At 39.6% G+C, this 25,821-nt stretch carries 26 protein-coding genes and 1 tRNA gene; 23 read left to right on the top strand and 4 right to left on the bottom strand.

The window, feature by feature from the left end:
* The first annotated feature begins 3 nt into the window (after nt 1-3).
* The 8 genes from hisD (at nt 4) to trxB (ending at nt 7,513) form a co-directional block, all read left to right on the top strand.
* On the top strand, nt 4-1,269 hold the full coding sequence (gene hisD, locus V7138_RS21335; RefSeq protein ID WP_335401333.1) for a histidinol dehydrogenase: 1,266 nt from the start codon (nt 4-6) through the stop codon (nt 1,267-1,269).
* 63 nt (nt 1,270-1,332) lie between these two features.
* Complete coding sequence (gene hisB, locus V7138_RS21330) at nt 1,333-1,920, top strand: imidazoleglycerol-phosphate dehydratase HisB (protein WP_335401330.1); 588 nt, start codon at nt 1,333-1,335, stop codon at nt 1,918-1,920.
* Nucleotides 1,921-2,553: an imidazole glycerol phosphate synthase subunit HisH gene (gene hisH / locus V7138_RS21325; protein ID WP_335401327.1), complete on the top strand. Its 633-nt coding sequence runs from the start codon at nt 1,921-1,923 to the stop codon at nt 2,551-2,553.
* Nucleotides 2,550-3,284 carry a 1-(5-phosphoribosyl)-5-[(5-phosphoribosylamino)methylideneamino]imidazole-4-carboxamide isomerase gene (hisA, locus tag V7138_RS21320; RefSeq protein ID WP_335401324.1) on the top strand — a complete coding sequence of 245 codons (735 nt, stop codon included), beginning with the start codon at nt 2,550-2,552 and terminating at the stop codon, nt 3,282-3,284. The genes hisH and hisA overlap by 4 nt, the downstream gene beginning before the upstream one ends.
* Nucleotides 3,284-4,042 carry an imidazole glycerol phosphate synthase subunit HisF gene (hisF, locus tag V7138_RS21315; protein ID WP_335401321.1) on the top strand — a complete coding sequence of 253 codons (759 nt, stop codon included), beginning with the start codon at nt 3,284-3,286 and terminating at the stop codon, nt 4,040-4,042. Before hisA ends, hisF begins: the two co-directional genes overlap by 1 nt.
* The gene (gene hisIE, locus V7138_RS21310; RefSeq protein ID WP_335401319.1) at nt 4,039-4,659 is read left to right on the top strand and encodes a bifunctional phosphoribosyl-AMP cyclohydrolase/phosphoribosyl-ATP diphosphatase HisIE; all 621 of its coding nucleotides are present in this window, start codon (nt 4,039-4,041) and stop codon (nt 4,657-4,659) included. The genes hisF and hisIE overlap by 4 nt, the downstream gene beginning before the upstream one ends.
* Nucleotides 4,660-4,976: 317 nt before the next feature.
* Nucleotides 4,977-6,467 carry a tetratricopeptide repeat protein gene (locus V7138_RS21305; RefSeq protein ID WP_335401317.1) on the top strand — a complete coding sequence of 497 codons (1,491 nt, stop codon included), beginning with the start codon at nt 4,977-4,979 and terminating at the stop codon, nt 6,465-6,467.
* 101 nt (nt 6,468-6,568) lie between these two features.
* Nucleotides 6,569-7,513, top strand: coding sequence for a thioredoxin-disulfide reductase (trxB, locus tag V7138_RS21300; RefSeq protein WP_335401314.1), 945 nt, complete (start codon nt 6,569-6,571; stop codon nt 7,511-7,513).
* Between the two features lie 57 nt (nt 7,514-7,570).
* Here the strand turns inward: trxB and norA are convergent, their stop codons facing one another.
* Nucleotides 7,571-8,761, bottom strand: a complete 1,191-nt coding sequence (norA, locus tag V7138_RS21295; RefSeq protein WP_335401312.1) for a multidrug efflux MFS transporter NorA — start codon at nt 8,759-8,761, stop codon at nt 7,571-7,573.
* Nucleotides 8,762-8,869: 108 nt separating this feature from the next.
* Here norA and V7138_RS21290 point away from each other — a divergent pair, with 108 nt between their 5' ends.
* Complete coding sequence (locus V7138_RS21290) at nt 8,870-9,736, top strand: MerR family transcriptional regulator (protein WP_335401309.1); 867 nt, start codon at nt 8,870-8,872, stop codon at nt 9,734-9,736.
* Nucleotides 9,737-9,759: 23 nt separating this feature from the next.
* On the opposite strand, the gene V7138_RS21285 is transcribed toward V7138_RS21290, so the two are convergent.
* Complete coding sequence (locus V7138_RS21285) at nt 9,760-11,073, bottom strand: aminotransferase family protein (protein ID WP_335401306.1); 1,314 nt, start codon at nt 11,071-11,073, stop codon at nt 9,760-9,762.
* A 383-nt stretch (nt 11,074-11,456) separates the two neighbouring features.
* On the opposite strand from V7138_RS21285, the gene V7138_RS21280 reads away from it, so the two are divergent.
* The 5 genes from V7138_RS21280 to V7138_RS21260 all read left to right on the top strand — a co-directional run bounded on the left by V7138_RS21280 (nt 11,457) and on the right by V7138_RS21260 (nt 15,170).
* The gene (locus V7138_RS21280) at nt 11,457-11,915 is read left to right on the top strand and encodes an NUDIX hydrolase (RefSeq protein WP_335401304.1); all 459 of its coding nucleotides are present in this window, start codon (nt 11,457-11,459) and stop codon (nt 11,913-11,915) included.
* Nucleotides 11,916-11,934: 19 nt separating this feature from the next.
* The gene (gene rapZ / locus V7138_RS21275; RefSeq protein WP_335401303.1) at nt 11,935-12,825 is read left to right on the top strand and encodes an RNase adapter RapZ; all 891 of its coding nucleotides are present in this window, start codon (nt 11,935-11,937) and stop codon (nt 12,823-12,825) included.
* On the top strand, nt 12,825-13,796 hold the full coding sequence (locus V7138_RS21270; RefSeq protein ID WP_335401300.1) for a gluconeogenesis factor YvcK family protein: 972 nt from the start codon (nt 12,825-12,827) through the stop codon (nt 13,794-13,796). The genes rapZ and V7138_RS21270 overlap by 1 nt, the downstream gene beginning before the upstream one ends.
* 40 nt (nt 13,797-13,836) lie before the next feature.
* The gene (gene whiA / locus V7138_RS21265; protein WP_335401298.1) at nt 13,837-14,778 is read left to right on the top strand and encodes a DNA-binding protein WhiA; all 942 of its coding nucleotides are present in this window, start codon (nt 13,837-13,839) and stop codon (nt 14,776-14,778) included.
* A 134-nt stretch (nt 14,779-14,912) separates the two neighbouring features.
* Nucleotides 14,913-15,170 carry an HPr family phosphocarrier protein gene (locus tag V7138_RS21260; RefSeq protein WP_335401295.1) on the top strand — a complete coding sequence of 86 codons (258 nt, stop codon included), beginning with the start codon at nt 14,913-14,915 and terminating at the stop codon, nt 15,168-15,170.
* A 42-nt stretch (nt 15,171-15,212) separates the two neighbouring features.
* Here the strand turns inward: V7138_RS21260 and clpP are convergent, their stop codons facing one another.
* Nucleotides 15,213-15,803 (bottom strand): ATP-dependent Clp endopeptidase proteolytic subunit ClpP, encoded by a 591-nt coding sequence (clpP, locus tag V7138_RS21255; protein WP_335401292.1) that lies wholly within the window; start codon nt 15,801-15,803, stop codon nt 15,213-15,215.
* A gap of 255 nt (nt 15,804-16,058) precedes the next feature.
* Between clpP and V7138_RS21250 the strand changes: the two genes are divergently transcribed.
* Nucleotides 16,059-16,130 (top strand) — tRNA-Arg (locus tag V7138_RS21250).
* Between the two features lie 195 nt (nt 16,131-16,325).
* On the opposite strand, the gene V7138_RS21245 is transcribed toward V7138_RS21250, so the two are convergent.
* The gene (locus V7138_RS21245; protein WP_335401290.1) at nt 16,326-16,502 is read right to left on the bottom strand and encodes a hypothetical protein; all 177 of its coding nucleotides are present in this window, start codon (nt 16,500-16,502) and stop codon (nt 16,326-16,328) included.
* A gap of 201 nt (nt 16,503-16,703) precedes the next feature.
* On the opposite strand from V7138_RS21245, the gene rpoN reads away from it, so the two are divergent.
* The 8 genes from rpoN to eno all read left to right on the top strand — a co-directional run bounded on the left by rpoN (nt 16,704) and on the right by eno (nt 25,676).
* Nucleotides 16,704-18,008 (top strand): RNA polymerase factor sigma-54, encoded by a 1,305-nt coding sequence (gene rpoN, locus V7138_RS21240; RefSeq protein WP_335401383.1) that lies wholly within the window; start codon nt 16,704-16,706, stop codon nt 18,006-18,008.
* A 25-nt stretch (nt 18,009-18,033) separates the two neighbouring features.
* Nucleotides 18,034-18,279, top strand: a complete 246-nt coding sequence (locus V7138_RS21235) for a glutaredoxin family protein (protein ID WP_335401380.1) — start codon at nt 18,034-18,036, stop codon at nt 18,277-18,279.
* A 195-nt stretch (nt 18,280-18,474) separates the two neighbouring features.
* Nucleotides 18,475-19,494 (top strand): sugar-binding transcriptional regulator, encoded by a 1,020-nt coding sequence (locus V7138_RS21230; RefSeq protein WP_335401288.1) that lies wholly within the window; start codon nt 18,475-18,477, stop codon nt 19,492-19,494.
* 52 nt (nt 19,495-19,546) lie between these two features.
* On the top strand, nt 19,547-20,554 hold the full coding sequence (gap, locus tag V7138_RS21225) for a type I glyceraldehyde-3-phosphate dehydrogenase (RefSeq protein ID WP_335401286.1): 1,008 nt from the start codon (nt 19,547-19,549) through the stop codon (nt 20,552-20,554).
* 169 nt (nt 20,555-20,723) lie between these two features.
* Nucleotides 20,724-21,908, top strand: a complete 1,185-nt coding sequence (locus V7138_RS21220; RefSeq protein ID WP_335401284.1) for a phosphoglycerate kinase — start codon at nt 20,724-20,726, stop codon at nt 21,906-21,908.
* Nucleotides 21,909-22,066: 158 nt separating this feature from the next.
* A complete protein-coding gene (gene tpiA / locus V7138_RS21215) occupies nt 22,067-22,834 on the top strand; it encodes a triose-phosphate isomerase (RefSeq protein ID WP_335401282.1) in 768 nt (255 codons plus the stop codon).
* Nucleotides 22,827-24,359 (top strand): 2,3-bisphosphoglycerate-independent phosphoglycerate mutase, encoded by a 1,533-nt coding sequence (gene gpmI, locus V7138_RS21210; protein WP_335401280.1) that lies wholly within the window; start codon nt 22,827-22,829, stop codon nt 24,357-24,359. The genes tpiA and gpmI overlap by 8 nt, the downstream gene beginning before the upstream one ends.
* A 24-nt stretch (nt 24,360-24,383) precedes the next feature.
* Nucleotides 24,384-25,676: a phosphopyruvate hydratase gene (eno, locus tag V7138_RS21205; RefSeq protein ID WP_335401279.1), complete on the top strand. Its 1,293-nt coding sequence runs from the start codon at nt 24,384-24,386 to the stop codon at nt 25,674-25,676.
* The last annotated feature ends 145 nt before the right edge of the window (nt 25,677-25,821 follow it).

The following is a 25,821-nucleotide window of genomic DNA, read 5'->3' as shown; positions in this document are numbered from 1 at the left end:
AGCATGCGAATAGAACGTGTTACCAATACTGTTTCACTGAAGCGGACAATTGATAGTGGGACAGAAGAACAGAGAAAAGCAGTTTTAGAAATACTTGCTGCGGTACAAAAGGAAGGGGATCAAGCCCTTCGCTTCTATACCGAAAAATTTGATGGTGTCTTACTTGAGGATTTAAGAGTCACCGAATCAGATGTGAGAGATGCCTATCAAAACTTAGACGAAAACCTTGTACCAATCATTAAAGAAGCAGCTGATAATATTCGAGACTATCATAGCCGACAGGTTCGACAATCGTGGATGATAATGCAGGAAAATGGTACGATTTTTGGCCAAAAAATAACCCCACTTGACGCAGTTGGTGTATATGTACCAGGTGGAAAAGCAGCCTATCCTTCGTCAGTCTTAATGAATGTCATTCCAGCACAAGTTGCAGGTGTCGAGCGAATCGTGATGGTTTCACCACCTGGTAAGGACGGTACAATTCCTGCTGGTGTACTCGTAGCGGCTGATATCCTTGGTGTACAGGAAATCTATAAGGTTGGCGGTGCACAAGCCGTTGGCGCACTGGCATTCGGTACAGAAACAATCAAAGCTGTTGATAAAATAGTCGGTCCTGGAAATATTTTTGTGGCATTGGCAAAGCGTGAAGTATATGGAAACGTGGATATTGACATGATTGCAGGGCCAAGTGAAATTGTTGTGCTAGCAGACGAGACAGCTCTTCCAAACGAAGTCGCAGCTGACCTTTTATCACAAGCAGAGCATGATGAGCGGGCTTCAAGCATTCTTGTAACACCTTCGTTGAAGCTAGCTGAGGCAGTCTCTGAAGAAGTTGAAAAACAAGTAGCAGTACTACCTCGTGAAGAAATCGCGAGGGCTTCAATCAATGACTTTGGTGCAATTTATGTCACAAATGATTTAGATGAAGCCATTAAAGTTGTAAATGAACTTGCACCTGAACATCTAGAGATTATGACGAAGGAACCTATGGAACAGGTAGGAAAAATCAAGCATGCAGGTGCGATATTTATCGGTCGTTATAGCTCAGAGCCAGTGGGTGACTATTTTGCTGGTCCAAACCATGTCCTTCCGACAAACGGCACAGCGCGTTTTTCAAGTCCGCTAAGTGTGGATGAATTTACGAAAAAATCGAGCATCATTTCATACAGCAAACAAGCAATCGAAGATAATGGACCTAAAATTGCGGCCTTTGCAAGACTTGAAGGATTGGAAGCACACGCGAGAGCAGTTGAAGAACGATTAAAATAAATGACAGAAACTTTTAACTAAGGATCATTCCTATAATTAAAATAGATAACGGTAGGTGTAATCATGTCAAGACAAGCAAAAGTTGAACGAAAAACAAATGAAACAGATATAAAACTAGAATTTTCAGTGGATGGAGAAGGAATTTCAAAGTTAGATACAGGTGTTCCGTTTATGTCCCATATGCTGGATCTTTTTACAAAGCACGGACAATTTAACCTTACTGTTGATGCAAATGGTGATACTGAAATTGACGATCATCACACAACAGAGGATATTGGCATCTGTTTAGGACAGGCATTACGTGAAGCTCTTGGTGATAAAAAAGGAATCAAGCGTTATGGAAATGCTTTTGTTCCAATGGATGAAGCACTTGCACAGGTTGTCATTGACCTTGGAAACCGCCCGCATTTTGAATTAAAAGCGGATTTCCCAAGCTCTCGTGTTGGCACATTCGACACAGAACTTGTGCATGAATTTTTGTGGAAGCTTGCATTAGAAGCAAGAATCAACCTCCACGTTATTGTTCACTACGGTCACAACACACATCACATGATCGAGGCGGTTTTTAAAGCTTTAGGTCGTGCATTAGATGAGGCAACCATGGTCGACCCACGAGTTAAGGGGGTCCCATCAACGAAAGGGATGTTGTAGATGATCGGAATAATCGATTATGGCATGGGGAATTTATACAGCGTATCTAAAGCGCTTGAGCGGATGAACTACGAGTACTTCATTTCAAGTTCACCAGATGAGCTTAGCAAAGCTGCCGGTCTGATTTTACCGGGTGTTGGCTCGTTTAAGGATGCGATGGGGATTTTACATGAAAAAGGACTAGTGGGTTTTATAAAAGAATCCGTTGCAATAGGAACACCACTCCTAGGAATATGTCTTGGCATGCAGCTTTTGTTTGAAGAGAGTGAAGAAAATGGACTCACCCAGGGTCTCGGCTTTTTAAAAGGTAAAATCACAAAAATCCCTGGAAGAACTGCAAGTGGAGAAACCTATAAGGTACCGCATATGGGGTGGAATGACCTTACTCTTATCAATCCTTCTCCGCTCTTACAGAATATTGAGGGTGGACATGTGTATTTCGTTCACTCCTACTATGCATCAACTACTAATGAAAATGTGATTGCAAGCAGCACCTATGATGTAGAGGTTCCCGCTGTTGTCGGAAAGGGAAATGTGTTTGGAACACAGTTTCATCCGGAAAAAAGCAGTGACCTTGGTTTACAAATTCTCCAAAACTACGCTGCTATCGTAGAAAAGAAGGTGACGTTATGAGTACTTTTACAATTTACCCAGCAATCGATATGCGTGGTGGCAAATGCGTTCGCTTGCTTCAAGGGGATTATAATAAGGAAACCGTGTACGGTGATTCTCCATTTGATATGGCAAAAGCGTTCGCTGATGCGGGTGCGGATTGGATTCATATGGTGGATTTAGATGGGGCAAAAGCAGGTAAACGAGTAAATGATCAATATGTAATTGAGGTTGCGACCAAGCTCGATGCAAAGGTTCAAATCGGGGGTGGCATCCGAACAGAAGAGGATGTTGCCTATTATATTGAAAATGGCGTTGACCGTGTGATTTTAGGAAGTGCGGCCATTTCAAATCCTGAGTTTGTGAAAGAAATGCTTAAAAAATATAAAGAAAAAATCGCAATCGGCATAGATGCAAAAGATGGGTATGTGGCAACGGAAGGTTGGTTAAATACCTCTTCTGTAAAAGCAACTGATTTAGGTATTGAGCTAGCTAAGGCTGGTGCACAAACGTTTATTTTCACGGATATTGCAACAGATGGGATGCTGAGCGGACCAAACATCGATGCGGTTGCGACACTTGCAGCTGCGACTGGTAAAAAAGTGATTGCATCAGGAGGAGTCAGCTCAATAGATGACTTAAAGGCACTCAGTAAGCTAGTTGAACAGGGTGTATCTGGCGCAATTGTCGGAAAAGCCATCTACACGAATCAATTTACCGTTGAAGAGGCGCTAGAAGAGGTGAAGGGCTGATGATCACAAAGCGAATTATTCCGTGTTTGGATGTAAAGGATGGCCGTGTCGTAAAAGGCATTCAATTTGTTGGGCTCCGAGATGCTGGTGATCCCGTTGAACTAGCAAAGTTTTACGATTCAGAAGGTGCAGATGAATTGGTTTTTCTCGATATTTCTGCTTCCCATGAAGGTCGTAAAACGATGGTTGAGGTTGTTGAAAAAGTCGCAGCAGAGCTCGCGATTCCATTTACAGTTGGGGGAGGAATTAATTCCTTAGAGGATATGAAAAAAATTCTTCGCGCAGGTGCGGACAAGGTTTCACTCAATACGGCAGCATTAACCAATCCTGACTTAATTAAGGAAGGAGCCGACTTCTTCGGCTCTCAATGCATTGTCGTTGCCATTGATGCAAAATATGATGAGGAATTGGGTAGCTGGCGAGTGTTCACACATGGTGGACGAAACGCAACCAATTGGGAGGTTGTTGCTTGGGCCCAGGAAGTAGTTAAGCTAGGTGCTGGTGAAATTTTACTAACAAGTATGGATGATGATGGTAGTAAGGATGGCTTCAACCTCGAATTAACAAAACGAGTAAGTGAAGCTGTTTCGATACCTGTCATCGCGTCAGGTGGTGCTGGAAATGCACAGCATTTTGTGGAGGCATTCACAGAAGGTAAGGCAGATGCAGCACTTGCAGCAAGTATTTTTCACTACAAAGAAACTTCCGTTAAAGAAGTTAAAAACTTCTTAAAAGAGAAAGGGGTAAATGTCCGATGAACACACCAGACATTAAATTCGACGAAAAGGGACTTGCTCCTGCTATTGTACAGGATGCCGTAAGCAAAGAGGTTTTAACATTAGCTTATATGAATGAAGAATCTCTACGCAAATCCATTGATACACGTGAAACTTGGTTTTACAGTCGCTCTCGCCAGGAGCTTTGGCATAAGGGAGAAACCTCCGGGAACACTCAAAAGATTGTTGATCTGAAATACGATTGTGACAAGGATGCGATTCTTGTTTTAGTGGAGCCAGCAGGACCTGCATGCCACACTGGCAAATATACATGCTTTAATGAATCTCTATTTGGAGAAGAAAAAGTAGGAACTTCTGACCGCTTTGCCATCCTCAATGAACTTGAAAAAATAATCGCAGAGCGAGAAGCAGAAATGCCAGAGGGGGCTTATACAACATACCTATTTGATAAAGGGGTAGACAAGATCCTGAAAAAAGTAGGAGAAGAAGCTTCTGAAGTCATTATTGCAGCGAAAAACCGTGAACATGAAGAGTTAAAATGGGAAGCAGCAGACCTTATTTATCACTTGCTCGTCTTGCTTCGTGAACAAAAGCTTCCACTTGATGATGTATTGTCAGTTTTACAAAAGAGAAGATAAGAACTTACAAGGGTGCTTATCCACAACAAGCACCCTTTTTCACTGCCTTATTTTATTGAGATTTAAATAATTTATCCACGATATCCACATTACCCACAACGAAGCCTCTGTTTTTGTGAATATGTTAGTTCAATTCAGTAAACATAACGGATTATTAACATTTCAGGAAAGGTTATCCACGGTATTCACATTATCCACAAGCTATTCCTAAAATGTTTTTATTTTCACCCAAGCTCCCCTATGTGCCAAATGCCTTTATGTGTTATACTACGTTGGGAAATAATTTTATTTTTATTCGATTTTAATGGAGGACCCCGATGGAAAAACAAAACGTAAAAGAAAGACAACATGCATCTAAGATTATTCCGTTTATCCAGACGGGAGAATATTATTTTAAAAAAGGATTAAAGGCGTATCGCCAGCATGATATATATAAATCAATCAAACACTTTAAACGAGCAATTGAGCTTGAACCGACTGAACCAATGTTTTTATGCCAATTATCAGTTGCACTAACGGAAATTGGTGACTATGTGTTATCCAATCAATATCTTACTAAAATAATTGATAAGCCAAATTTTGATATGCCTGAGTGCTATTATTTTATGGCTAATAATTACGCCCATTTGGGCTTGTTTCAAGAGGCTGGGAAACATGCAGAATGGTATTTAGAGCGAGAACCTGATGGAGATTTTGCAGAGGATGCAGAGGATCTGCTTGATTTATTAAGTCTTGAAGAAGGGGATTTTGATTTTTCCGGAAACCAACAGGATGAGCTCATCATCAAGCAGGAACAGGCACGTGACTTCCTCGAAACAGGACGATTGGACGAAGCGGTGACCCTTTTAAAGGAAATCATTCGTGAGTACCCGGAATTTTGGTCTGCCTATAATAATTTGGCACTTGCCTATTTTTATTCAGGAGATGTGGAAAATGCGTCTGAGATCCTCGATGAGGTTTTGAGTAAGAATCCTGGGAACCTGCACGCATTATGTAATTCTCTTGTCTTTTTATATTATCAACGTAAAAATCAGCAGGTGAAAGAGTTAACAAAACGATTATCGCTCATTCATCCCATGCTGTTTGAACACCGTTATAAGCTAGGGGCAACATTTGGCTTAATTGGACGTCATGATCTTGCGTATAAATGGCTAAGAAATCTTCAACGCAGCGGGTTTGAAGGGGATGAAACCTTTTATTATTGGCTTTCCTATTCTGCCTATTTCACAGAGCATCATGATGTTGCTCAAAATGCGTGGAAACGGGTGCTGGAGGAAAATCCAAATAAAAAGGGGTCAGCACCGTGGGAATCTGACCGTACAAAACCAATTAGTGATGTACTCGATCGCTGGTTGACTGGTGATTTTATTGAAGAACGTTTATATGGTTTATTTTTAGCGAGTAAAACAAATTCATCCTTGGTGCGTAAGGATTTAAAACATATTCAATTTCACGCGACTCTGGAACAAGAATTTGCAAACTATGTCCTAGCGAAAAAGAAAAAAACAGAAAAAGTTCCGTCTTATATTATTGATGGATATAATATTGCCGACACGTTATTTTCAAAAAATAAACATGATGATTCTGCTAATGAAGAGCTTTATTTAACCTGGTTGATGATTTATGATGAAGCCGTTAAGCGTCAGTTCAATGTGTCTAACTGGCAGGCATGGGCAGCTGCAACTGAATACATTTGGCGCAATCACGTGTCACGGACAATTACCCAAAAACAGGTTGCCGAAAAGTATAAAATTTCGAAGGCAACTGTCATGAAATATATAAAGTTTGTTAAAGAACTCCTTCAATGAGCATATTAATAGCGGATTTTGTCAGGATTTTATAGGATAGGGGTAGGAGATACTAAACGATATATCAAATTTTACCCATGGAAGTTAGGAGAGACGAAAATATGACTGAAAAAAAAATTTATGATGTCATTATTATCGGGGCCGGACCAGCCGGCATGACTGCTGCTGTATATACTTCTCGTGCAAGCCTATCAACATTAATGCTTGAGCGCGGGATTCCTGGTGGTCAAATGGCTAACACTGAAGAAGTAGAAAACTACCCAGGCTTTGATCATATTCTAGGACCTGAGTTATCCACAAAAATGTTTGAGCACGCGAAAAAATTTGGTGCTGAATATGCTTACGGGGATATAAAGGAAGTCATCGATGGTGAGGAATATAAAACAGTAGTTGCTGGAAGCAAAGAATACAAAGCACGTGCTGTGATTATCTCAACTGGTGCAGAGTATAAGAAAATTGGTGTACCTGGTGAACAGGAACTTGGTGGACGCGGTGTTTCTTATTGTGCAGTATGTGACGGGGCGTTCTTTAAAAACCGAGAGCTTGTTGTAGTAGGTGGCGGAGACTCTGCAGTAGAAGAAGGCGTGTACTTAACTCGTTTCGCTTCGAAAGTAACGATTATTCACCGCCGTGACGAGCTGCGTGCGCAAAAAATTCTTCAACAACGTGCATTCGATAATCCAAAAGTGGACTTTATCTGGAATCATACTGTAAAAGAAATCCACGAGAAGGATGGCAAGGTTGGTAGCTTAACTATTGTCAATACACAAACAGGTGAGGAAACAGAGTTTGGAGCAGATGGCGTATTCGTATACGTTGGAATGCTTCCACTTTCAAAACCATTTGAAGGCCTTGGCATCACAAATGAAAATGGTTATATCGAAACAAACGAAAATATGGAAACAAAGGTACCAGGTATTTTCGCTGCAGGCGATATCCGTGAAAAACAGCTTCGCCAAATCGTAACCGCAACAGGTGACGGCAGTATCGCTGCTCAAGCAGCACAGCATTATATCGAAACATTGATGGAAAAAATAAAAGCATAATACAAAAACACCTCCACGACGGAGGTGTTTTTTATTTCATGGCAGTTTTCGATTTGTCTAATTTGCTATACTCGTCTTCACTTTGTTAATAGGTACTGTTTGCTTTTTCCAGAATAAAGTTAACACAACTCCAAAGGTTAGTACCACAGTTGCAAAATAATACGGATAATCAATGTCGATATCAAATAATATCCCCCCAAGAATCGGTCCGCTAATATTAGCCAAACTTGTAAACATTGAGTTCATACCGCCAACGAAGCCTTGTTCATCCCCCGCGATGTTTGATAGATAATTCGTAACAGCTGGTCGGAATAAATCGAAACCTACGAATACGATAAAGGTCACAAGTAAAATAGAGAAATACGAATGAACAACGGTCATTAGAAAGACAAGTATGGCTGATATAACAAGGCTGTAGCGAATCAGTTTGATTTCACCCCAAATTCTTGTCAACCTATCAAAAAGTATAACCTGTGCAACTGCACCAAGAACGGCACCACCTGTAATGACAATTGCTATATCAGAGGGTGTAAACTTAAATTTGTGATCGACAAATAAACTAAAGAATGATTCAAAGGCTGCCAAACCAAATGAAGCTATGAAAATTAAAATAAACGCAATGAAATATTTAGGTTCAATCATACGTCTGAAACCATTTTTATATTCTAGAGATTGTTCCTTATTTTCTGCTGCTCTTTCTGGTTCAGCTATAAAAATAATCGTTAATATGGCAGCTATTGTACCAAGAGCCCCTGCAAAGAAGAAAGGGATACGTGTTCCAAATTCCGCTAAAAAACCACCGATCCCCGGGCCGATAATAAATCCTGTACTAATGGCAGCTGACATATACCCGAGTGCTTTGGGGCGAGTTTCCAGGTCTGTAATATCTGCTATAAATGCAGTAACAGCTGGCATAATAAATGCAGCACTTACTCCACCTAATATCCGAGAAATAAATAATGTTTCAATTTCCTTGCCAAGTCCAAATAATAATTCCGATAGCCCAAAAATAAATAAGCCAAGGACGATCATTATTTTTCTTCCCCATTTATCTACAGCCTTGCCTGCAAATGGTGAAACAATCAATTGTGAAAATGCAAAAGCAGCTGTCAGATAGCCAACAGTCGTTCCATTTATGCCTAATTCATTCATCAACGTAGGTAAAACGGGGATGATCAGACCAATTCCCAAAAAGGCGATGAATAAATTTATCAATAATAATCCTAAGGTCATCTTTGAGGTCTTCATGTTACACATTCTCCTTAACCCGAAATCTTAATGGGTTCTTTTGATTTCTTTACAGGTATTATCCTAGTGTATATAGTTACTATATAGTCAAGGGAAGTGAAGCAAAAAATGAATGAAAAAAATGTAAAACTTTTAACGACAGGTGAATTCGCAAAACTATGCAAAGTGAACAAACAGACCCTCATTTATTATGATCAAATAGGTCTGTTGTCTCCGGTATTTAAAAATGAAAAAGGGTACCGTTATTATTCAATCAATCAAATTGAGTTATTTTTTGTGATAGATTTACTAAAAGACCTTGATATGTCGCTAACTGATATTCAACAATACACACAAAACAAATCTCCTGAGAGCTTTTTAACTTTGATGTATCAGAAAAGAGAAGAAATTGCGAAAAAACGTCAGGAATTGGAAATGAAGGAAAAACTGATTGAAACGAAAATAGCATTAATGAAGGAAGCTTCACAACTCGATTTTAATCATATTACGCTCGAACATTTACCAGAAGCCACACTTTATTTAAGCAGGAACATTGAAAATATTTCCGATGAAGAATTTGTAGAGGTAATTTCAGAGTTTATTGATGAATTGAATGAATTACAGCTAGATACAGGATATCCAATAGGCGGTTTAACAAAAAGGGAACAGATTTTAAAAGGAGAGTTTTCAAAATATAGCCATTTATACATTGAACAACCACATCCAAAGGAAGGATATCCATATTTTCAAGCTGTTAAGGGGGATTTTCTCATTGGATATCATATTGGAGATGATAAATCAATCCACCATACATATAAAAAACTCCTTTCAGAAATGGAACGCTTAGATTTATCCTTAGGGGATTATGTTTTTGAAGAGTATATTTATGATACAGTTGTTATGAATCAAAAGGAACAGTATATTACCAAGATTATGATTCAGGTAACTAAAAATAGTTCCAGTAATGGCTTGAGAAAAGTAAAACCGCCTTTCTAAAAGGAAGGGCGGTTTTAGTGGCTTTACACACTCCGTTCAATCCGAAAAATCGCGTGATGCAGCATTTCAATCATCAAGTCCATTTCCTCTTTATTAATGCATAGTGGAGGAGCAAAGACAAGAGTGTCCATCCCATCAAATACAACGGATCTACAGATTAGACCAATTTTAGCAGCCTCAGTTACGATTTTTGGGGCAAGTGGTCCTTTTATATGCTGTGGCGTATTGATTTCAATAGCACCCATCAATCCTAAACCACGAACATGACTGACAAGACTGGATTCTCCTTGAATCCATGAAAAGCCATCAAGCATTTTTGCTCCCATTTTCGCAGAATTGTCGATGAACCCTTCATTTTCAATGATTTCAATATTTTTCAGCGCTACTGCACAGGCCATCGGATGGCCACTGTACGTATATCCATGTAAAAGTGTACCGGTAGAAAGCTTTTTTAAATCCTCAAAAATCGCCTCAGATAGGACGACTCCGCCTAATTGAGCATATCCGCTTGTTACCCCTTTAGCAAAACACATCATGTCAGGAGCTACTTCGTAGTGATCAACACCGAAATATTTCCCGGTTCGACCAAATCCCGTGATCACTTCATCAGTAATCCATAAAATATTGTATTCATCACAAATTTTTCGAACCTCTTTAAAATATCCGTCTGGAGCAATATGGACACCACCTGCGCCTTGAACAGGCTCCGCCACGAATGCTGCAATTGTATCCGGTCCCTCTGCTTCGATCGTACTTCGCAAATTCTCAGCAGACAAATTGTCCGTATAGTAAAAATCTGGAGCTAATGAATTTGTAAAATCCCGAAATGGCTTCAACCCTGTTGCACTTGTTGAACCCATTGCCACCCCATGATAGGACCTTTTCCGAGTAATGATTTTCTTTTTTTCGGGAAATCCGCGTAATATCCAATAATGCCGTGCTAATTTATATGCGGTATCATTTGCTTCGGAGCCACCTGAGGTAAAGAAGGTTGTAGATAAGCTTCCGGGTGAGATTTCCGCAAGCTTTGCTGATAGCCTAATCGCAGGTTCATTGCTAAATGTTGCAAAGCAAGAGCTAAACGCAAGCTTGTTCATTTGTTCCTGTGCAGCTTCCCCCAATTCCTTTCGTCCATGTCCAATATTGACATTCCATAATGAGGACATGCCATCAAGCACACGTTTTCCGTTCACATCCTCAAGAAACACACCTTCTCCTTTGGTGAAAATAAAAGCCGGACCGAAATCCTGCTGCTGCTGAATTGGTGAGGTTGGATGTAAAAAATGTTTCTGGTCAAGCTCCATTAATTCCTGGCGAACCATCAATTTTTCGTTCATTCCCATTCCCCCTTCGTACATTTATCCGTAACTAAAATATATGCATTAAATTCAAGCTTTTGAACTAAGAATCAGGAATGGAGCAGTTATCTGGTGCGATTGTTTCACTATGTAAAGGACAACTTTGAAAACGTAATTTTGTTTTAACTCTCCTGTAACACGGATGAAATATATTTTGAGTATGATAATAGTAGTAATTGACCCCCTTTTTATAAAATAGATTTTATTTGGGCACAGGCATCCCCTGTGCCCCCTTTTTTTGCTTAAAAACAATATGTAAATCTTGTTCGTTGTGACTACCTCTCAGAAATAGTATAATAATAACCATAAGATTGCTTACAAACGGTCTACCTGGATATGGGACCGACTTGGGGTGAAAGATAGTGCAAAGAGTAACCAATTGCGTTGTACGCAAAGACAATAAAGTATTGCTTTTACAAAAGCCACGACGCGGGTGGTGGGTGGCTCCTGGCGGTAAAATGGAGCCGGGTGAATCCGTTCGCGACTCCTGCATCCGTGAATACCGTGAGGAAACAGGTTTATATCTAAAAAATCCAGATATTAAAGGGATTTTTACGTTTATCATTAAAGAAGGCGATAAGGTAACCTCAGAATGGATGATGTTTTCTTTCTTAGCAAATGACTTCGAAGGAGAAAATGTTGATGAATCCGAAGAGGGAATCCTGAAATGGCAAGAGATAAAGGATATACCTAATCTGCCGATGGCCCCTGGTGATTATCATATATTGGATTATGTACTTAAAGGTTCTGGGGTTATTTATGGAACATTTACATATACAACAGATTTTCAATTACTTTCATATCGATTAGACCCAAGCTAGGGTATTGGGAGGCAAAACAATGAGTGTTGGTTCAACAAGTGAAATACAATTAATGATCATAACGGGAATGTCAGGTGCTGGTAAAACGGTGGCCATTCAAAGCTTTGAGGATTTAGGGTATTTTTGCGTAGATAATCTACCTCCAACTTTGCTTCCAAAGTTCTTAGAACTGATGAAGGAATCAGGCGGAAAAATGGATAAAGTTGCGCTCGTCATGGACCTACGCGGACGTGAATTTTTCGATAGCTTATTTGCATCCCTTGATGAACTTTCAGAGGTTTCATGGATTGCGCCGCAAATCTTATTCCTGGATGCAAAGGATACAACGCTTGTTACACGTTATAAGGAAACAAGACGCTCGCATCCACTTGCTCCAACTGGTTCACCACTTGAAGGAATCCAGGCTGAGCGGGAGATACTTGAGGAAATGAAGGGAAGAGCGCAGTATATCTTTGATACTTCGGATTTAAAGCCAAGAGAGTTACGCGAGAAAATTTTAAAACAGTTCGCATCCCATTCAAAACCTACATTTACCGTCAATGTGATGTCATTTGGTTTTAAATATGGTATTCCGATTGATGCTGACCTTGTTTTTGATGTGAGATTTCTTCCAAATCCACACTATATCGAGGCTATGAGACCAAAGACTGGGCTCGATGAGGATGTATCAAGCTATGTATTAAAATGGACGGAAACCCAGAAATTTATTGAAAAAATAACCGACTTATTGGCATTTATGCTCCCACAATACAAGCGGGAAGGAAAAAGTCAGCTTGTGATTGCAATTGGTTGTACGGGCGGACAGCACCGTTCTGTTACACTTGCCGAATATATCGCGAATTATTTCAAAGGTGAATATCAAACCCATGTTTCTCACCGCGATATTGAGAGGAGAAAGGAACGAAAGTAATGACCAATTCAAATCAGTCTAAGATTGTCATCATTGGTGGGGGAACTGGCCTTTCCGTACTTTTACGCGGGTTAAAATATCAGCCTGTTGATATTACAGCAATTGTAACAGTTGCTGATGATGGAGGTTCATCTGGTCGCCTTCGTGATGAGATGGATATTCCACCACCCGGTGATATTCGAAACGTATTAGCTGCGTTATCTGATGTGGAGCCTTTGATTGAGGATTTGTTCCAGCATCGGTTTGCTGGAGGCAATGGCTTATCTGGTCATTCACTTGGAAACTTGATTCTGGCGGCGATGACAACGATAACTGGCGATTTTGTTCACGCAGTAGGTGAAATGAGTAAAGTCCTAAAGGTTAGAGGGAAAGTCCTGCCAGCAGCGAACAAAAGCGTCGTTTTAAATGCTGAAATGGAGGACGGCAATGTTGTTACAGGAGAGTCCAAAATTCCATTCTCCGGTAAAAAAATTAAGCGTGTCTTTTTAACACCCGATGATGTGGAGCCCTTAAATGAATCAATCGAAAAAATCCAACAGGCTGATATGATTGTCATTGGTCCCGGAAGCCTCTACACAAGCATATTACCGAATTTGCTTGTACCAAAAATCGGTGAAGAGGTCATCAAAGCTAAGGCGAAAAAGGTGTATATTTGTAACGTGATGACACAGGCCGGGGAAACGTTGAACTATACGGCAAGTGACCATGTGCAAGCTTTATATGATCATATGAAATTAAAGTTCATTGATACGATTTTGGTCAATGATGGTGACATTCCGGAACGAATCAAGGAAAAATATGCAAAAGAACTAGCAAAGCCTGTTGTGTATGATTTAGAAAGACTTTCTGCTTTAGGTTTATCGATTATTAATGATAAGATTATCTCATACGACAATGATGTCATCAGGCATGACACAACAAAAGTAGCCAATCTATTATATAATATGCTTGTAGAAGACAAAAAAGGGTAATTGAAGATTACCCTTAATGATAAAAAGGAGGTTGGAACCTGTGTCATTTGCATCAGAGACGAAAAAAGAACTGACAAACCTAGACATCAAAGATTGCTGCGCAAAAGCCGAACTTTCCGCTTTGATTCGAATGAATGGCGCACTTTCCTTCTCCAGTCAAAAAGTAGTGGTTGATATCCAGACGGAAAATGCCGCTATCGCGAGAAGAATTTATACATTGCTAAAAAAATGCTATAATGTGGGTGTTGAGCTCCTCGTTCGTAAAAAAATGAGACTCAAGAAGAACAATGTATATATTGTTCGACTTATCGAGGACACAAAGGATATCTTAGAAGATTTAAAGATTTTTGAAGGTTTTACCCTACATCATGAAATTTCTCCAGCACTTATTGCGAAGAAATGCTGCAAGCGGTCCTATTTACGTGGGGCTTTTTTAGCAGGAGGATCTGTAAATAACCCTGAAACATCCTCGTACCATCTTGAGATTTTTTCATTATATAAAGAACATAATGATTCTCTTTGTGAATTAATGAACGTTTTTGATCTCAATGCGAAAACATTAGAACGAAAAAAAGGCTTTATTACGTATTTAAAAGAGGCAGAAAAAATCACAGAATTCCTCAATGTTATCGGTGCTCACCAGGCGTTACTCCGATTTGAGGATGTACGTATTGTGCGGGATATGCGAAATTCAGTGAACCGTCTCGTGAATTGTGAAACGGCAAACCTAAATAAAACAATTGGTGCATCGATTCGTCAGGTGGAAAATATCCGCTATATTGATGAAACAGTCGGACTTGGTATTTTACCTGATAAGTTAAGAGAAATTGCTGAGCTTCGGGTTGCCTACCAGGAAGTCACCTTAAAAGAGTTAGGCGAAATGGTCACGTCCGGGAAGATTAGTAAATCAGGTATTAACCACCGACTTCGCAAGATTGATGAAATTGCCGATAAGTTACGGGCAGGCCAATCCATCAAGTGAGCCGTTTTGCTCACTTGGAATAAAATAAAGCGCTGTCATTTTGAAACCTTTTTGGTTCATTTACGTATGAATAGGAAAATAAGTAGAGAAAACACAACTTTAGAATTCTACACAAATTTGAGGAGGAAGAAAAAATGGTTGAAAGACAAGTTGAGGTAGTATTAAGAACGGGATTACAGGCACGCCCTGCAGCAATGTTTGTCCAAGAAGCAAATAAATTTTCCGCGGACATCTTTTTGGAAAAAGACGGGAAAAAGGTGAATGCAAAAAGCATCATGGGCTTAATGAGTCTAGCAGTTGGATCTGGCGCAACAGTTACGTTAATTGCGGAAGGAAATGATGAAGAAGATGCAGTTGAAGCATTAACGGAATTTGTTCAAAAAGAAGCATAAAAAAATCCTCTCACGATTAAATGTGAGAGGATTTTTTATTTCTTATTTATTGTCTTGCGGGTACATAACTTTGTCGATTAATCCATATTCCATTGCTTTTTCGGCAGTCATGAAGTTATCGCGGTCAGTATCTTTTTCAATAACCTCTAATGGCTGGCCAGTACGCTCAGCTAAAATTTTGTTTAGCTTGTCGCGTAGGAATAAGATACGCTTAGCCGCAATTTCTATTTCAGTTGCTTGCCCTTGAGCACCACCAAGCGGTTGGTGAATCATGACTTCACTATTTGGAAGTGCAAAACGCTTGCCTTTTTCACCAGCTGCAAGTAAGAAAGCACCCATTGATGCTGCCATACCGATACAAATCGTAGAAACCTTTGGTTTGATGAATTGCATTGTGTCATAAATCGCCATACCAGCCGTGATGGAACCACCTGGGCTGTTGATGTATAGAGAAATATCTTTTTCTGGATCCTCAGCTGCTAGGAACAATAACTGAGATACGATTGAGTTTGCAACATTATCATCAATCGCACTTCCAAGCATGATAATACGGTCTTTTAATAAACGTGAGTAGATGTCATATGCACGCTCACCACGGTTTGTTTGTTCAATAACTGTAGGGATTAAATTCATTTTTCTTCCTCCTTTAAACAAATTAAAAGGTTTGTTATGTATTTCCATCATACAATTAAGGTCAGTAAAGGTCAAACAATTCGCTTTACTAATTTATAGTATTCTACAAACGTTTATCCCATACCTTTTTAAGCAGGGAAAAAAACAAAATTTCATACGTATTCCATCATAACCGATTTGGAGAGATTTAAACATACTTCTTGCAATCAAAAGCGTTCTATCCTATAATGATGAGTGCAGTTTCATTAAAGACATGCCCTCGTAGTGTAGTGGATAGCACAAGAGATTCCGGTTCTCTTATCGTGGGTTCGAATCCTGCCGAGGGCGCTATAAAAACTGACCAGAGAATATCTCTGGTCAGTTTTTTGTTTAATGTGGTATTCGTGCCTTTACTTGCTGGAAATCGAACGAAAAGGGAACGTAAAAGGTTTAATCTTACCTTCCTCAACCTAAAATCTAGTAAAACTGGAACGAATAAATCCAACCCTGGTGCAATTTCATATTCCCTTTACTTTAAACCACTTAGTTATCCTTATACCCCAATGTCCCATCATACACATCCTCATCAACCGGATTCACAGCCCACATTGTTTGGATGGGGTCAAATTCTGATGCAAATTCTTCTTTGTTTTTATTTTCCTTCGCCTCGTTCAAAGTCCCAGTAACTGGGCCAGTGTACATGATTTCATTCTTTTTCAACAATAATCACCTCTTTAAGGTAGAATCTTTCAAAAAATGTTTTAAAATGCGTGCTAAAATTTAACTTTTTCGATACGATAGAAGTAAGATAAAATAAACCATATATTCATTCAATCAAACTACATTGATAAAATAACGAATAAAAAGTAAACGCTTCCAAAAATAAAACAATTCAAAGAAAGGGGGAGACCTTGAGTGAATATGCAAACTGGACTTTTTCAACAACAATCTTTAAAGCTAGTCATGACAAAGGAATTAACACAGGCGATAACTCTTTTACAATACTCAGCTTTGGATTTGACTAAATTTCTCGAAGAGCAAACACTAGAAAATCCCCTAATTGATGTAAAACCCACGGATTTTGAACGACCTAAAAAAACGAAAGTTACAAAAGATGGATATACAAATCCAATCGATTATATTGGTAAAAAAGAAACGAGCCTATATGAGCATTTGCTAACACAACTTTCATATATGAAACTAAACAAACAGAGAAAACGGACCATTGAATATATTATTCAGTTACTTGATAGCAATGGGTATTTGTATTTTCCGGTTGAGGAAATTGCAAGGGATCTTAATACAGATACAGAATCTGTTGAAACGGCAATTCACTTTATCCAAAGCTTAGATCCAATTGGGGTAGGTGCAAGGTCCTTACAGGAATGTCTCTTATTGCAATTGAAGTCACTTCCGAAGCGAAACAGTTTAGCGGAAACCATCATACAAGATCATTTTGAACAATTCGCTGAAAAGTCATGGAAGGAAATCGCTAAAGATCTCAATGTAAAGCTTTTTGATATTCAACAGGTCTTTGATTTTATCCAAACGCTTCAACCTAGACCTGGTGCGGCCTTTCATGGTGGGGAAGCACATTACATTGTTCCTGATATTGACATTCAGGTAGAAGACGGTGTGGTCACAATGAGCATGCAAGACTCTTATCTGCCAAAGGTGTCATTGAACCTTCAATATTATCAGCATTTTTTAAAGGAGAAGGATTCAGAAACAAAGTCCTATCTCCAAGAAAAAGTGGACCAATGCCAATGGATCATGAGGAGCTTGGAACAACGTAAAATAACCTTGCAAAATGTAATGAGTGAAATTATTAACCGTCAACTTGATTTTTTTATAAAAGGGCCGGCGCATTTAAAACCGATGATCATGAATGATGTAGCGGACGCGCTTGAGATTCATGAATCAACAGTCAGCCGTGCAGTGAAGGATAAATTTGTGCAAACTCCATTTGGGATATTTGAAATGAAGTATTTCTTTAGCCGAAATATCCAAACTACAGGTGAGGCTGATACATCAGCGACACAAGTGAAAAATGTCATGAAACAAATGATTGAGGAAGAAAATAAACAAAAGCCTTTGTCAGACCAAGAAATTGTCAGTATACTTGAGGAGGAGCATGGTATTCTTGTCTCAAGGCGAACGATTGCAAAATACCGAGACCAATTAAATATACCTTCTTCAACGAAACGAAAACGGTATAGCCAGTAGATTGGAAGTGTAACAAGTGAGTCGCATTCAAGTAACGATGTATTCAAAGGAAAATTGTTCTCTTTGTACGAAGGCGAAAAAAGTGATCGAAGAACTAAGCGAAGATTACCCGTTAGATTTTCAGGAAATCGATATTTATCAAGATGATGTACTACTAGAAAAATATCAGATTATGATTCCGGTCATCGAAATTGACGGAAACGAAGTAGAGTATGGGATTATCCATAAAGAAACAATCCAAGATTACTTGAGTAATTTATCAAAAAGATAAGCTTTTATCACAACTGCCTAAAAAATAGGCAGTTTATTTATTGCATTCTTTGAAAAGTATTGGTACTATAATTAATGTAACACGACGACGATATTATATTTTTATAGATGTTGTTTTTTTTTACTGTAAGCGGGACATAATATGTCACACCGGGACAAAAGAAGTCCCTTATGGTAAAAAGGGGAAATGAAAATAATGAGTTCAATCATTGAAGTACAACAGAAATTATTACCCGATCTACTCGAGGTTATGCAAAAGCGCCATGAGATCCTCAAATACATACGACTTATGCAGCCGATAGGGAGACGGAATCTTTCAACGAGTCTTGGTCATAGCGAGCGTGTACTCCGCGGTGAGGTTGAGTTTTTAAAAAAGCAAAACCTCGTGGACTTTAGCACAGCAGGTATGAGTTTGACGAAAGAGGGCGCGGATCTTGTAAGAGATCTTGAGAATGTTATGAAGGAAGTTTTAGGTTTAAAGGTTTTAGAATCAAAACTTAAGGAGAAATTAAATATAAAAGAGGTAATTGTCGTTCCAGGCGACAGTGACACGACTCCTTGGGTGAAAAAAGAAATGGGAAGAGCTTGCGTTTCAAGAATAAAACAAAGGCTTTTTGGAGAAAATATCGTCGCAGTTACTGGTGGAACAACCCTTGCTGAGGTCGCAGAAATGATGACCCCTGATTCAAAAGGGCGAAGCATTTTATTCGTTCCGGCAAGAGGCGGGTTAGGAGAAAGAGTAGAAAATCAAGCAAATACTATTTGCGCAAAGATGGCTGAAAAAGCCTCTGGTGATTACAGACTTCTTCATGTACCTGATGTTGTGAGCAATGAAGCGTACCATTCTTTCGTAGCGGAACCATCAATACGAGATGTCCTGAATTTGATAAAGTCATCAAGTATGGTTGTCCACGGAATAGGAGACGCTATTACAATGGCAGAGCGGCGAAAGACAGATGAAGAGGATATGAAAAAAATCATTGCATCTCATGCGGTCGCTGAAGCCTTTGGCTATTATTTTGATGAAGATGGGAATGTAGTCCATCGGGTTCAAACGATTGGGATCCAGCTTAAGGATCTTCCTGCAATTCATGATGTGATTGCAGTAGCTGGTGGAGCTTCGAAGGCAAAAGCCATTCAAGCCTACTTAAAGCAAGCACAGGGAACTCTGTTAATAACAGATGAGGGTGCTGCAAAAGAGTTAATAAAGGGGTAACCCTTATATAAAAAATTTTTTTAGGCTTCACATACAAAAGGAGGAAATCAAAATGGCAGTAAAAGTTGGTATTAATGGTTTTGGACGTATTGGACGTAACGTATTACGTGCGGCGTTAAACAATCCAAATGTTGAAATTGTAGCAGTAAACGATTTAACAGATGCAAACATGTTAGCACATCTATTAAAGTATGACTCTGTACATGGTACTCTAAATGCAGAAGTATCTGTTAATGGAAACAACCTTGTTGTTAATGGAAAAGAAATTCTAGTTAAAGCTGAACGCGACCCAGCTCAACTTGCTTGGGGAGACCTAGGTGTAGAAGTAGTTGTTGAATCTACTGGTCGTTTCACTAAGCGTGCAGACGCTGCGAAACACTTAGAAGCTGGTGCAAAGAAAGTTATCATTTCTGCTCCTGCAACTGACGAAGATATCACAATCGTTATGGGTGTTAACGAAGACAAGTACGATGCAGCAAACCACAATGTAATTTCAAATGCTTCTTGTACAACAAACTGCTTAGCACCATTTGCAAAAGTTCTACATGAGAACTTTGGAATTAAGCGTGGTATGATGACAACAATTCACTCATACACAAATGACCAACAAATTCTTGATTTACCACATAAAGATTATCGTCGTGCTCGTGCAGCAGCTGAAAACATCATTCCTACAACTACTGGTGCAGCAAAAGCTGTTTCTCTAGTATTACCAGAGTTAAAGGGTAAATTAAATGGTGGAGCTATGCGTGTTCCAACTCCTAACGTATCACTAGTTGACCTAGTTGCTGAATTAGATAAAGAAGTAACTGTAGAAGAAGTAAATGCTGCATTACGTAAATCAGCAGAAAACGAATTAAATGGAATTATGGGGTACAGTGAAGAGCCACTAGTTTCTGGTGACTATAACGGAAATCCAAATTCTTCAACAATCGATGCACTTTCTACAATGGTAATGGAAGGCAACATGGTTAAGGTTATCTCTTGGTATGATAACGAAAGTGGATATTCTCACCGTGTAGTTGACCTTGTAGACTACATTGCTAAAAAAGGTCTATAATTTTACCGTATAAAACAGTAAAGCACATTATCTTGGAATCCTAAACAACAACCAATATAATAAACATGTGTAGGGAAGGGAGTGTTCCCTTCCCTTTTTAATGTCATTTAGACAAGGGTCAAATCACAAGTTTTGATTCAATATATTACATAGAACGGAGGCCTTCCCAATGAATAAAAAATCAGTAAGAGATATTGATGTGAAAGGCAAACGAGTTTTCTGTCGAGTTGATTTTAACGTTCCAATGCAAGATGGTCAGGTTACGGACGAAACTCGTATTCGTGCAGCATTACCTACAATCGAGTACCTTCGTAAAGAAGGAGCAAAGGTTATTTTAGCTAGTCACCTTGGTCGTCCAAAAGGTAAAGCGGTAGACGAGCTTCGCTTAGACCCAGTAGCTAAACGCTTAGGCGAGCATTTAGGTATCGAGGTTCGCAAAACAAATGAGGCGTATGGTCCAGAGGTTGAACAAGCAATCTCTGAAATGAACGATGGCGATGTTCTATTGTTAGAAAACGTTCGTTTCTATCCTGGAGAAGAGAAGAATGATTCAGAGCTAGCTAAACAATTTGCTGCGTTAGCTGATGTTTACGTAAACGATGCATTCGGAGCTGCTCACCGTGCTCATGCTTCTACAGCGGGTATTGCAGAACACCTACCGGCTGTTGCAGGTTTCTTAATGGAAAAAGAGATTGAAGTATTAGGAAAAGCACTATCCAATCCAGAGCGTCCTTTCACAGCGATTATCGGTGGAGCAAAGGTTAAAGACAAAATCGGAGTCATCGAGAACCTCTTAGATAAAGTGGATAACTTAATCATTGGTGGAGGACTTGCTTATACATTTGTAAAAGCATTAGGTCATGAAATTGGTAAATCTCTTTTAGAGGAAGATAAAATTGATCTTGCAAAGCAATTCATGGACAAAGCTAAAGAAAAAGGCGTAAACTTCTATATGCCTGTAGATGTAAGAGTAGCAGATGATTTCTCAAATGATGCGAACATTAAAATTGTTCCAATTAACGAAATCCCAAGTGATTGGGAAGCACTCGATATCGGACCAAAAACAGCTGAAACTTACAGAGATGTCATCCAAAACTCTAAGCTTGTTATTTGGAACGGTCCAATGGGTGTGTTCGAATTAGATGCATTCGCAAACGGAACAAAAGCTGTTGCCCAGGCACTAGCTGATGCAACTGATACATACTCAATCATCGGTGGCGGTGACTCTGCTGCAGCTGCAGAAAAATTCGGTCTTGCTGATAAAATGAGCCACATCTCAACAGGTGGTGGAGCATCATTAGAATTCATGGAAGGTAAAGAGCTTCCAGGAGTCGAATTACTTAACGATAAATAAAAAAGCAATCTAGACCAATGTCTAGTTCCAGGCGCCATCGGCTCGGGTCATAATCAATCGCTTCAGAAGGTAAAATGCACCTTCTGTCAAAGCTATCTTATGCTTGCCGCCAATCGGCTGGCGCCTTGCACTTTTCTATTTGAAAGGAATGGTGAAATATGAGAAAGCCAATCATTGCAGGAAACTGGAAAATGAATAAGGTTCTTTCTGAAGCAGTTCAATTTGTAGAAGAAATCAATGGTCTAATTCCATCACCAGAAAAGGTTGATTCTGTCGTTTGTTCGCCAGCTCTTTTCCTAGAGCGTTTAGTAGCAAACGTAAAAGAAGGAAATTATAATCTTAAAATTGGTGCACAAAATATGCACTTCGAAGAGAGTGGAGCATTTACAGGTGAAATTAGTCCTGTTGCTTTAAAGGATCTTGGCGTTGATTATGTGATCCTTGGTCACTCTGAGCGTCGCGAAATGTTCGCAGAAACAGATGAAACGGTAAACCAAAAAACACTTGCAGCTTTTTCACATGGTTTAATTCCAATTGTGTGCTGTGGTGAAACATTAGAGCAGCGTGAAACAGGTCAAACGAATGACCTAGTTGGAACACAAGTTCAAAAAGCATTAGCAGGTCTAACAGCTGAACAAGTGAAAGAGGTTGTCATTGCCTATGAACCAATCTGGGCGATTGGAACAGGAAAATCTTCTTCTGCTGAAGATGCGAACGAGGTTTGTGCACACATCCGTAAAGTAGTTGCTGAGCAATTCTCCGGCGACGTGGCAGATGCAGTACGCATCCAATATGGTGGAAGTGTAAAACCCGAAAACATTAAAGAATACATGTCACAACCAGATATCGATGGTGCTCTAGTTGGTGGAGCAAGTCTTGATGCTTCCTCTTTTGTAAAGCTTTTGGAGGCAGGTAGCAATGAGTAAATCACCAGTTGCACTCATCATCTTAGATGGATTTGCATTTCGCGATGAAGTAAAAGGAAATGCAGTTGCCCAAGCAAACAAGCCAAATTTTGATCGCTTATGGAACAAATATCCGCATGCTACTTTACAGGCTAGCGGTGAGGCCGTTGGTTTACCTGAAGGTCAAATGGGGAATTCTGAGGTAGGTCACTTAAATATTGGTGCTGGCCGGATTGTCTACCAAAGCTTGACCCGCGTAAATGTTGCCATTCGTGAGCATGAATTTGAAAAAAATGAAACTTTCCTAGCAGCCATGAAGCATGTGAAGGAAAAAGGTACAGCCCTACACCTTTTCGGTTTATTATCAGATGGTGGTGTACACAGTCACATCGATCACCTTTTTGCTTTATTAAAGCTTGCTGCATCAGAAGGTATTGAAAAAGTGTATATTCATGGCTTTTTAGATGGAAGAGATGTTGGTCCTCAAACCGCAAAAATCTATCTAGAACAGCTTGATGAAAAAATCAAGGAATACGGTGTTGGTGAAATTGCCACTTTGTCTGGCCGTTATTATTCAATGGACCGTGACAAGCGTTGGGAACGTGTTGAAAAATCATATCGTTCGATGGTTTACGGGGAAGGTCCTACATATAAAAATGGATTCGAGCTTGTTGATGACTCTTATGCAAACGGCATTTACGATGAGTTCGTTTTACCATCTGTCATTGTCAAAGAAGATGGTTCACCTGTTGCAACCATCCAAGACAATGATGCTGTGATTTTTTATAATTTCAGACCAGATCGCGCCATCCAAATTTCGAACACATTCACAAATGACGATTTCCGTTCATTTGATCGTGGACCTAAGCATCCGAAGAATTTATTCTTTGTCTGCTTAACCCACTTCAGTGAAAGTGTCGATGGATATGTGGCATTCAAGCCAACAAATCTAGATAATACATTAGGAGAAGTCCTTTCACAAAATGGATTAAAACAGCTCCGCATTGCGGAAACTGAAAAATATCCTCATGTTACCTTCTTTATGAGTGGTGGACGTGAACAGGAATTCCCTGGTGAAACACGAATTTTAATCAATTCACCAAAAGTTGCAACTTATGATCTTAAGCCTGAAATGAGTGCATACGAGGTGAAGGATGCACTTTTAAAAGAAATTGCTGAAGATAATCATGATGCGATTCTTTTAAACTTTGCAAACCCTGATATGGTCGGTCACTCTGGCATGCTTGAGCCAACAATCAAAGCGATTGAAGTGGTTGATGAGTGCTTAGGTGAAATCGTTGATGCTATCCTTGCAAAAGGAGGAGCAGCAATCATTACAGCTGACCATGGTAACTCTGATGAGGTGGTTACCCTTGAGGGACAGCCGATGACTGCACATACAACAAATCCAGTACCAGTAATCGTTACTAAAGAAGGATTAACATTAAGGGAAGATGGAATCTTAGGTGATCTAGCACCAACTATGCTTGATTTACTAGGTGTCCAAAAATCCGCTGAAATGACAGGAAACAGTTTAATAAAATAAACCAATTTAAAGGAGAGATTTTTAATGTCAATTATCGTAGATGTATATGCTCGTGAAGTATTAGATTCTCGTGGAAATCCTACAGTTGAGGTTGAAGTTTACACTGAGTCAGGTGCATTCGGTCGCGCACTAGTACCAAGTGGTGCTTCAACTGGTGAATATGAGGCAGTTGAGCTTCGTGATGGCGATAAGAGCCGTTACCTTGGAAAAGGTGTTCAAACAGCAGTAAACAATGTAAATGAAATCATCGCTGCAGAAATTATTGGTTTCGATGTAACTGAACAAGTAGCAATCGATCATGCGCTAATCGAGCTTGATGGAACTGAAAACAAAGGTAAATTAGGTGCAAACGCAATTCTTGGTGTATCTATGGCGGTAGCTCGTGCAGCTGCAGATTTCCTAGAAGTGCCTTTATACCAATACCTAGGTGGCTTCAACTCAAAAACTCTTCCAGTACCAATGATGAACATCATCAACGGTGGAGAGCATGCTGATAATAACGTTGATATCCAAGAATTCATGATCATGCCTGTTGGTGCTGAAAACTTCAAAGAAGCACTTCGCATGGGTGCTGAAATTTTCCACAACCTAAAAGCAGTGTTACACGCAAAAGGCTTAAACACAGCTGTTGGTGACGAAGGTGGATTTGCTCCAAACCTTGGATCAAACGAAGAAGCTCTTAAAACAATCGTAGAAGCAATCGAAAAAGCTGGTTACAAGCCAGGCGAACAAGTGCGTCTTGCAATGGATGCTGCATCTTCTGAGTTCTACAACAAAGAAGACGGTAAATATCATCTTAAGGGAGAAGGCAAAGTTCTTACTTCTGAAGAAATGGTTTCATTCTACGAAGATCTTGTTTCAAAATACCCAATCATCTCAATTGAAGATGGTTTAGACGAGAACGACTGGGAAGGCCACAAGCTACTAACTGAGCGTCTTGGTAAAAAAGTTCAATTAGTCGGGGACGACCTATTCGTAACAAATACGAAGAAACTTTCAGAAGGTATTGAAAGAGGCGTAGGTAACTCTATCCTAATCAAAGTAAACCAAATCGGTACATTAACTGAAACATTTGATGCAATCGAAATGGCAAAACGCGCTGGTTACACTGCAGTCATCTCTCACCGTTCTGGTGAAACAGAAGACAGCACAATCGCTGACATCGCAGTTGCAACAAACGCTGGCCAAATCAAGACTGGTGCTCCATCACGTACTGACCGTGTTGCAAAATACAACCAATTACTACGTATTGAAGACAATCTTGGTGAAACAGCTCAATACAACGGCTTAGCATCTTTCTATAACCTAAGAGGTTAATTAGCTTAAAAGGAAAACGACAAGCATGGGTGCTTGTCGTTTTTTTCATGTAGATACAAATATTAAGGTTTTTAAAGCAAATATCTTGGTTATTGGCGTAGTTATCCGGAAGGAGACGCAAAAAAATTTGTTTTGGCGCAAATCT

Source organism: Bacillus sp. JJ1533, assembly GCF_036965045.1.
Classification (GTDB): Bacteria; Bacillota; Bacilli; order Bacillales; family Bacillaceae_L; genus Ferdinandcohnia.
This window is presented reverse-complemented; position numbering and strand designations above follow the sequence as displayed.

Bases quoted from the DNA above. Each gene is read 5' to 3' on its own strand.
- rpoN (WP_335401383.1), top strand. From the start codon at position 16,704: ATGCAAACTGGACTTTTTCAACAACAATCTTTAAAGCTAGTCATGACA.
- V7138_RS21290 (WP_335401309.1), top strand. From the start codon at position 8,870: ATGAATGAAAAAAATGTAAAACTTTTAACGACAGGTGAATTCGCAAAA.
- V7138_RS21230 (WP_335401288.1), top strand. From the start codon at position 18,475: ATGAGTTCAATCATTGAAGTACAACAGAAATTATTACCCGATCTACTC.
- gap (WP_335401286.1), top strand. From the start codon at position 19,547: ATGGCAGTAAAAGTTGGTATTAATGGTTTTGGACGTATTGGACGTAAC.
- gpmI (WP_335401280.1), top strand. From the start codon at position 22,827: ATGAGTAAATCACCAGTTGCACTCATCATCTTAGATGGATTTGCATTT.
- hisD (WP_335401333.1), top strand. From the start codon at position 4: ATGCGAATAGAACGTGTTACCAATACTGTTTCACTGAAGCGGACAATT.
- hisH (WP_335401327.1), top strand. From the start codon at position 1,921: ATGATCGGAATAATCGATTATGGCATGGGGAATTTATACAGCGTATCT.
- hisB (WP_335401330.1), top strand. From the start codon at position 1,333: ATGTCAAGACAAGCAAAAGTTGAACGAAAAACAAATGAAACAGATATA.
- tpiA (WP_335401282.1), top strand. From the start codon at position 22,067: ATGAGAAAGCCAATCATTGCAGGAAACTGGAAAATGAATAAGGTTCTT.
- trxB (WP_335401314.1), top strand. From the start codon at position 6,569: ATGACTGAAAAAAAAATTTATGATGTCATTATTATCGGGGCCGGACCA.
- clpP (WP_335401292.1), bottom strand. From the start codon at position 15,803: ATGAATTTAATCCCTACAGTTATTGAACAAACAAACCGTGGTGAGCGT.
- hisF (WP_335401321.1), top strand. From the start codon at position 3,284: ATGATCACAAAGCGAATTATTCCGTGTTTGGATGTAAAGGATGGCCGT.
- V7138_RS21220 (WP_335401284.1), top strand. From the start codon at position 20,724: ATGAATAAAAAATCAGTAAGAGATATTGATGTGAAAGGCAAACGAGTT.
- norA (WP_335401312.1), bottom strand. From the start codon at position 8,761: ATGAAGACCTCAAAGATGACCTTAGGATTATTATTGATAAATTTATTC.
- V7138_RS21285 (WP_335401306.1), bottom strand. From the start codon at position 11,073: ATGAACGAAAAATTGATGGTTCGCCAGGAATTAATGGAGCTTGACCAG.
- V7138_RS21260 (WP_335401295.1), top strand. From the start codon at position 14,913: ATGGTTGAAAGACAAGTTGAGGTAGTATTAAGAACGGGATTACAGGCA.
- V7138_RS21270 (WP_335401300.1), top strand. From the start codon at position 12,825: ATGACCAATTCAAATCAGTCTAAGATTGTCATCATTGGTGGGGGAACT.
- hisA (WP_335401324.1), top strand. From the start codon at position 2,550: ATGAGTACTTTTACAATTTACCCAGCAATCGATATGCGTGGTGGCAAA.
- V7138_RS21305 (WP_335401317.1), top strand. From the start codon at position 4,977: ATGGAAAAACAAAACGTAAAAGAAAGACAACATGCATCTAAGATTATT.
- rapZ (WP_335401303.1), top strand. From the start codon at position 11,935: ATGAGTGTTGGTTCAACAAGTGAAATACAATTAATGATCATAACGGGA.
- hisIE (WP_335401319.1), top strand. From the start codon at position 4,039: ATGAACACACCAGACATTAAATTCGACGAAAAGGGACTTGCTCCTGCT.
- eno (WP_335401279.1), top strand. From the start codon at position 24,384: ATGTCAATTATCGTAGATGTATATGCTCGTGAAGTATTAGATTCTCGT.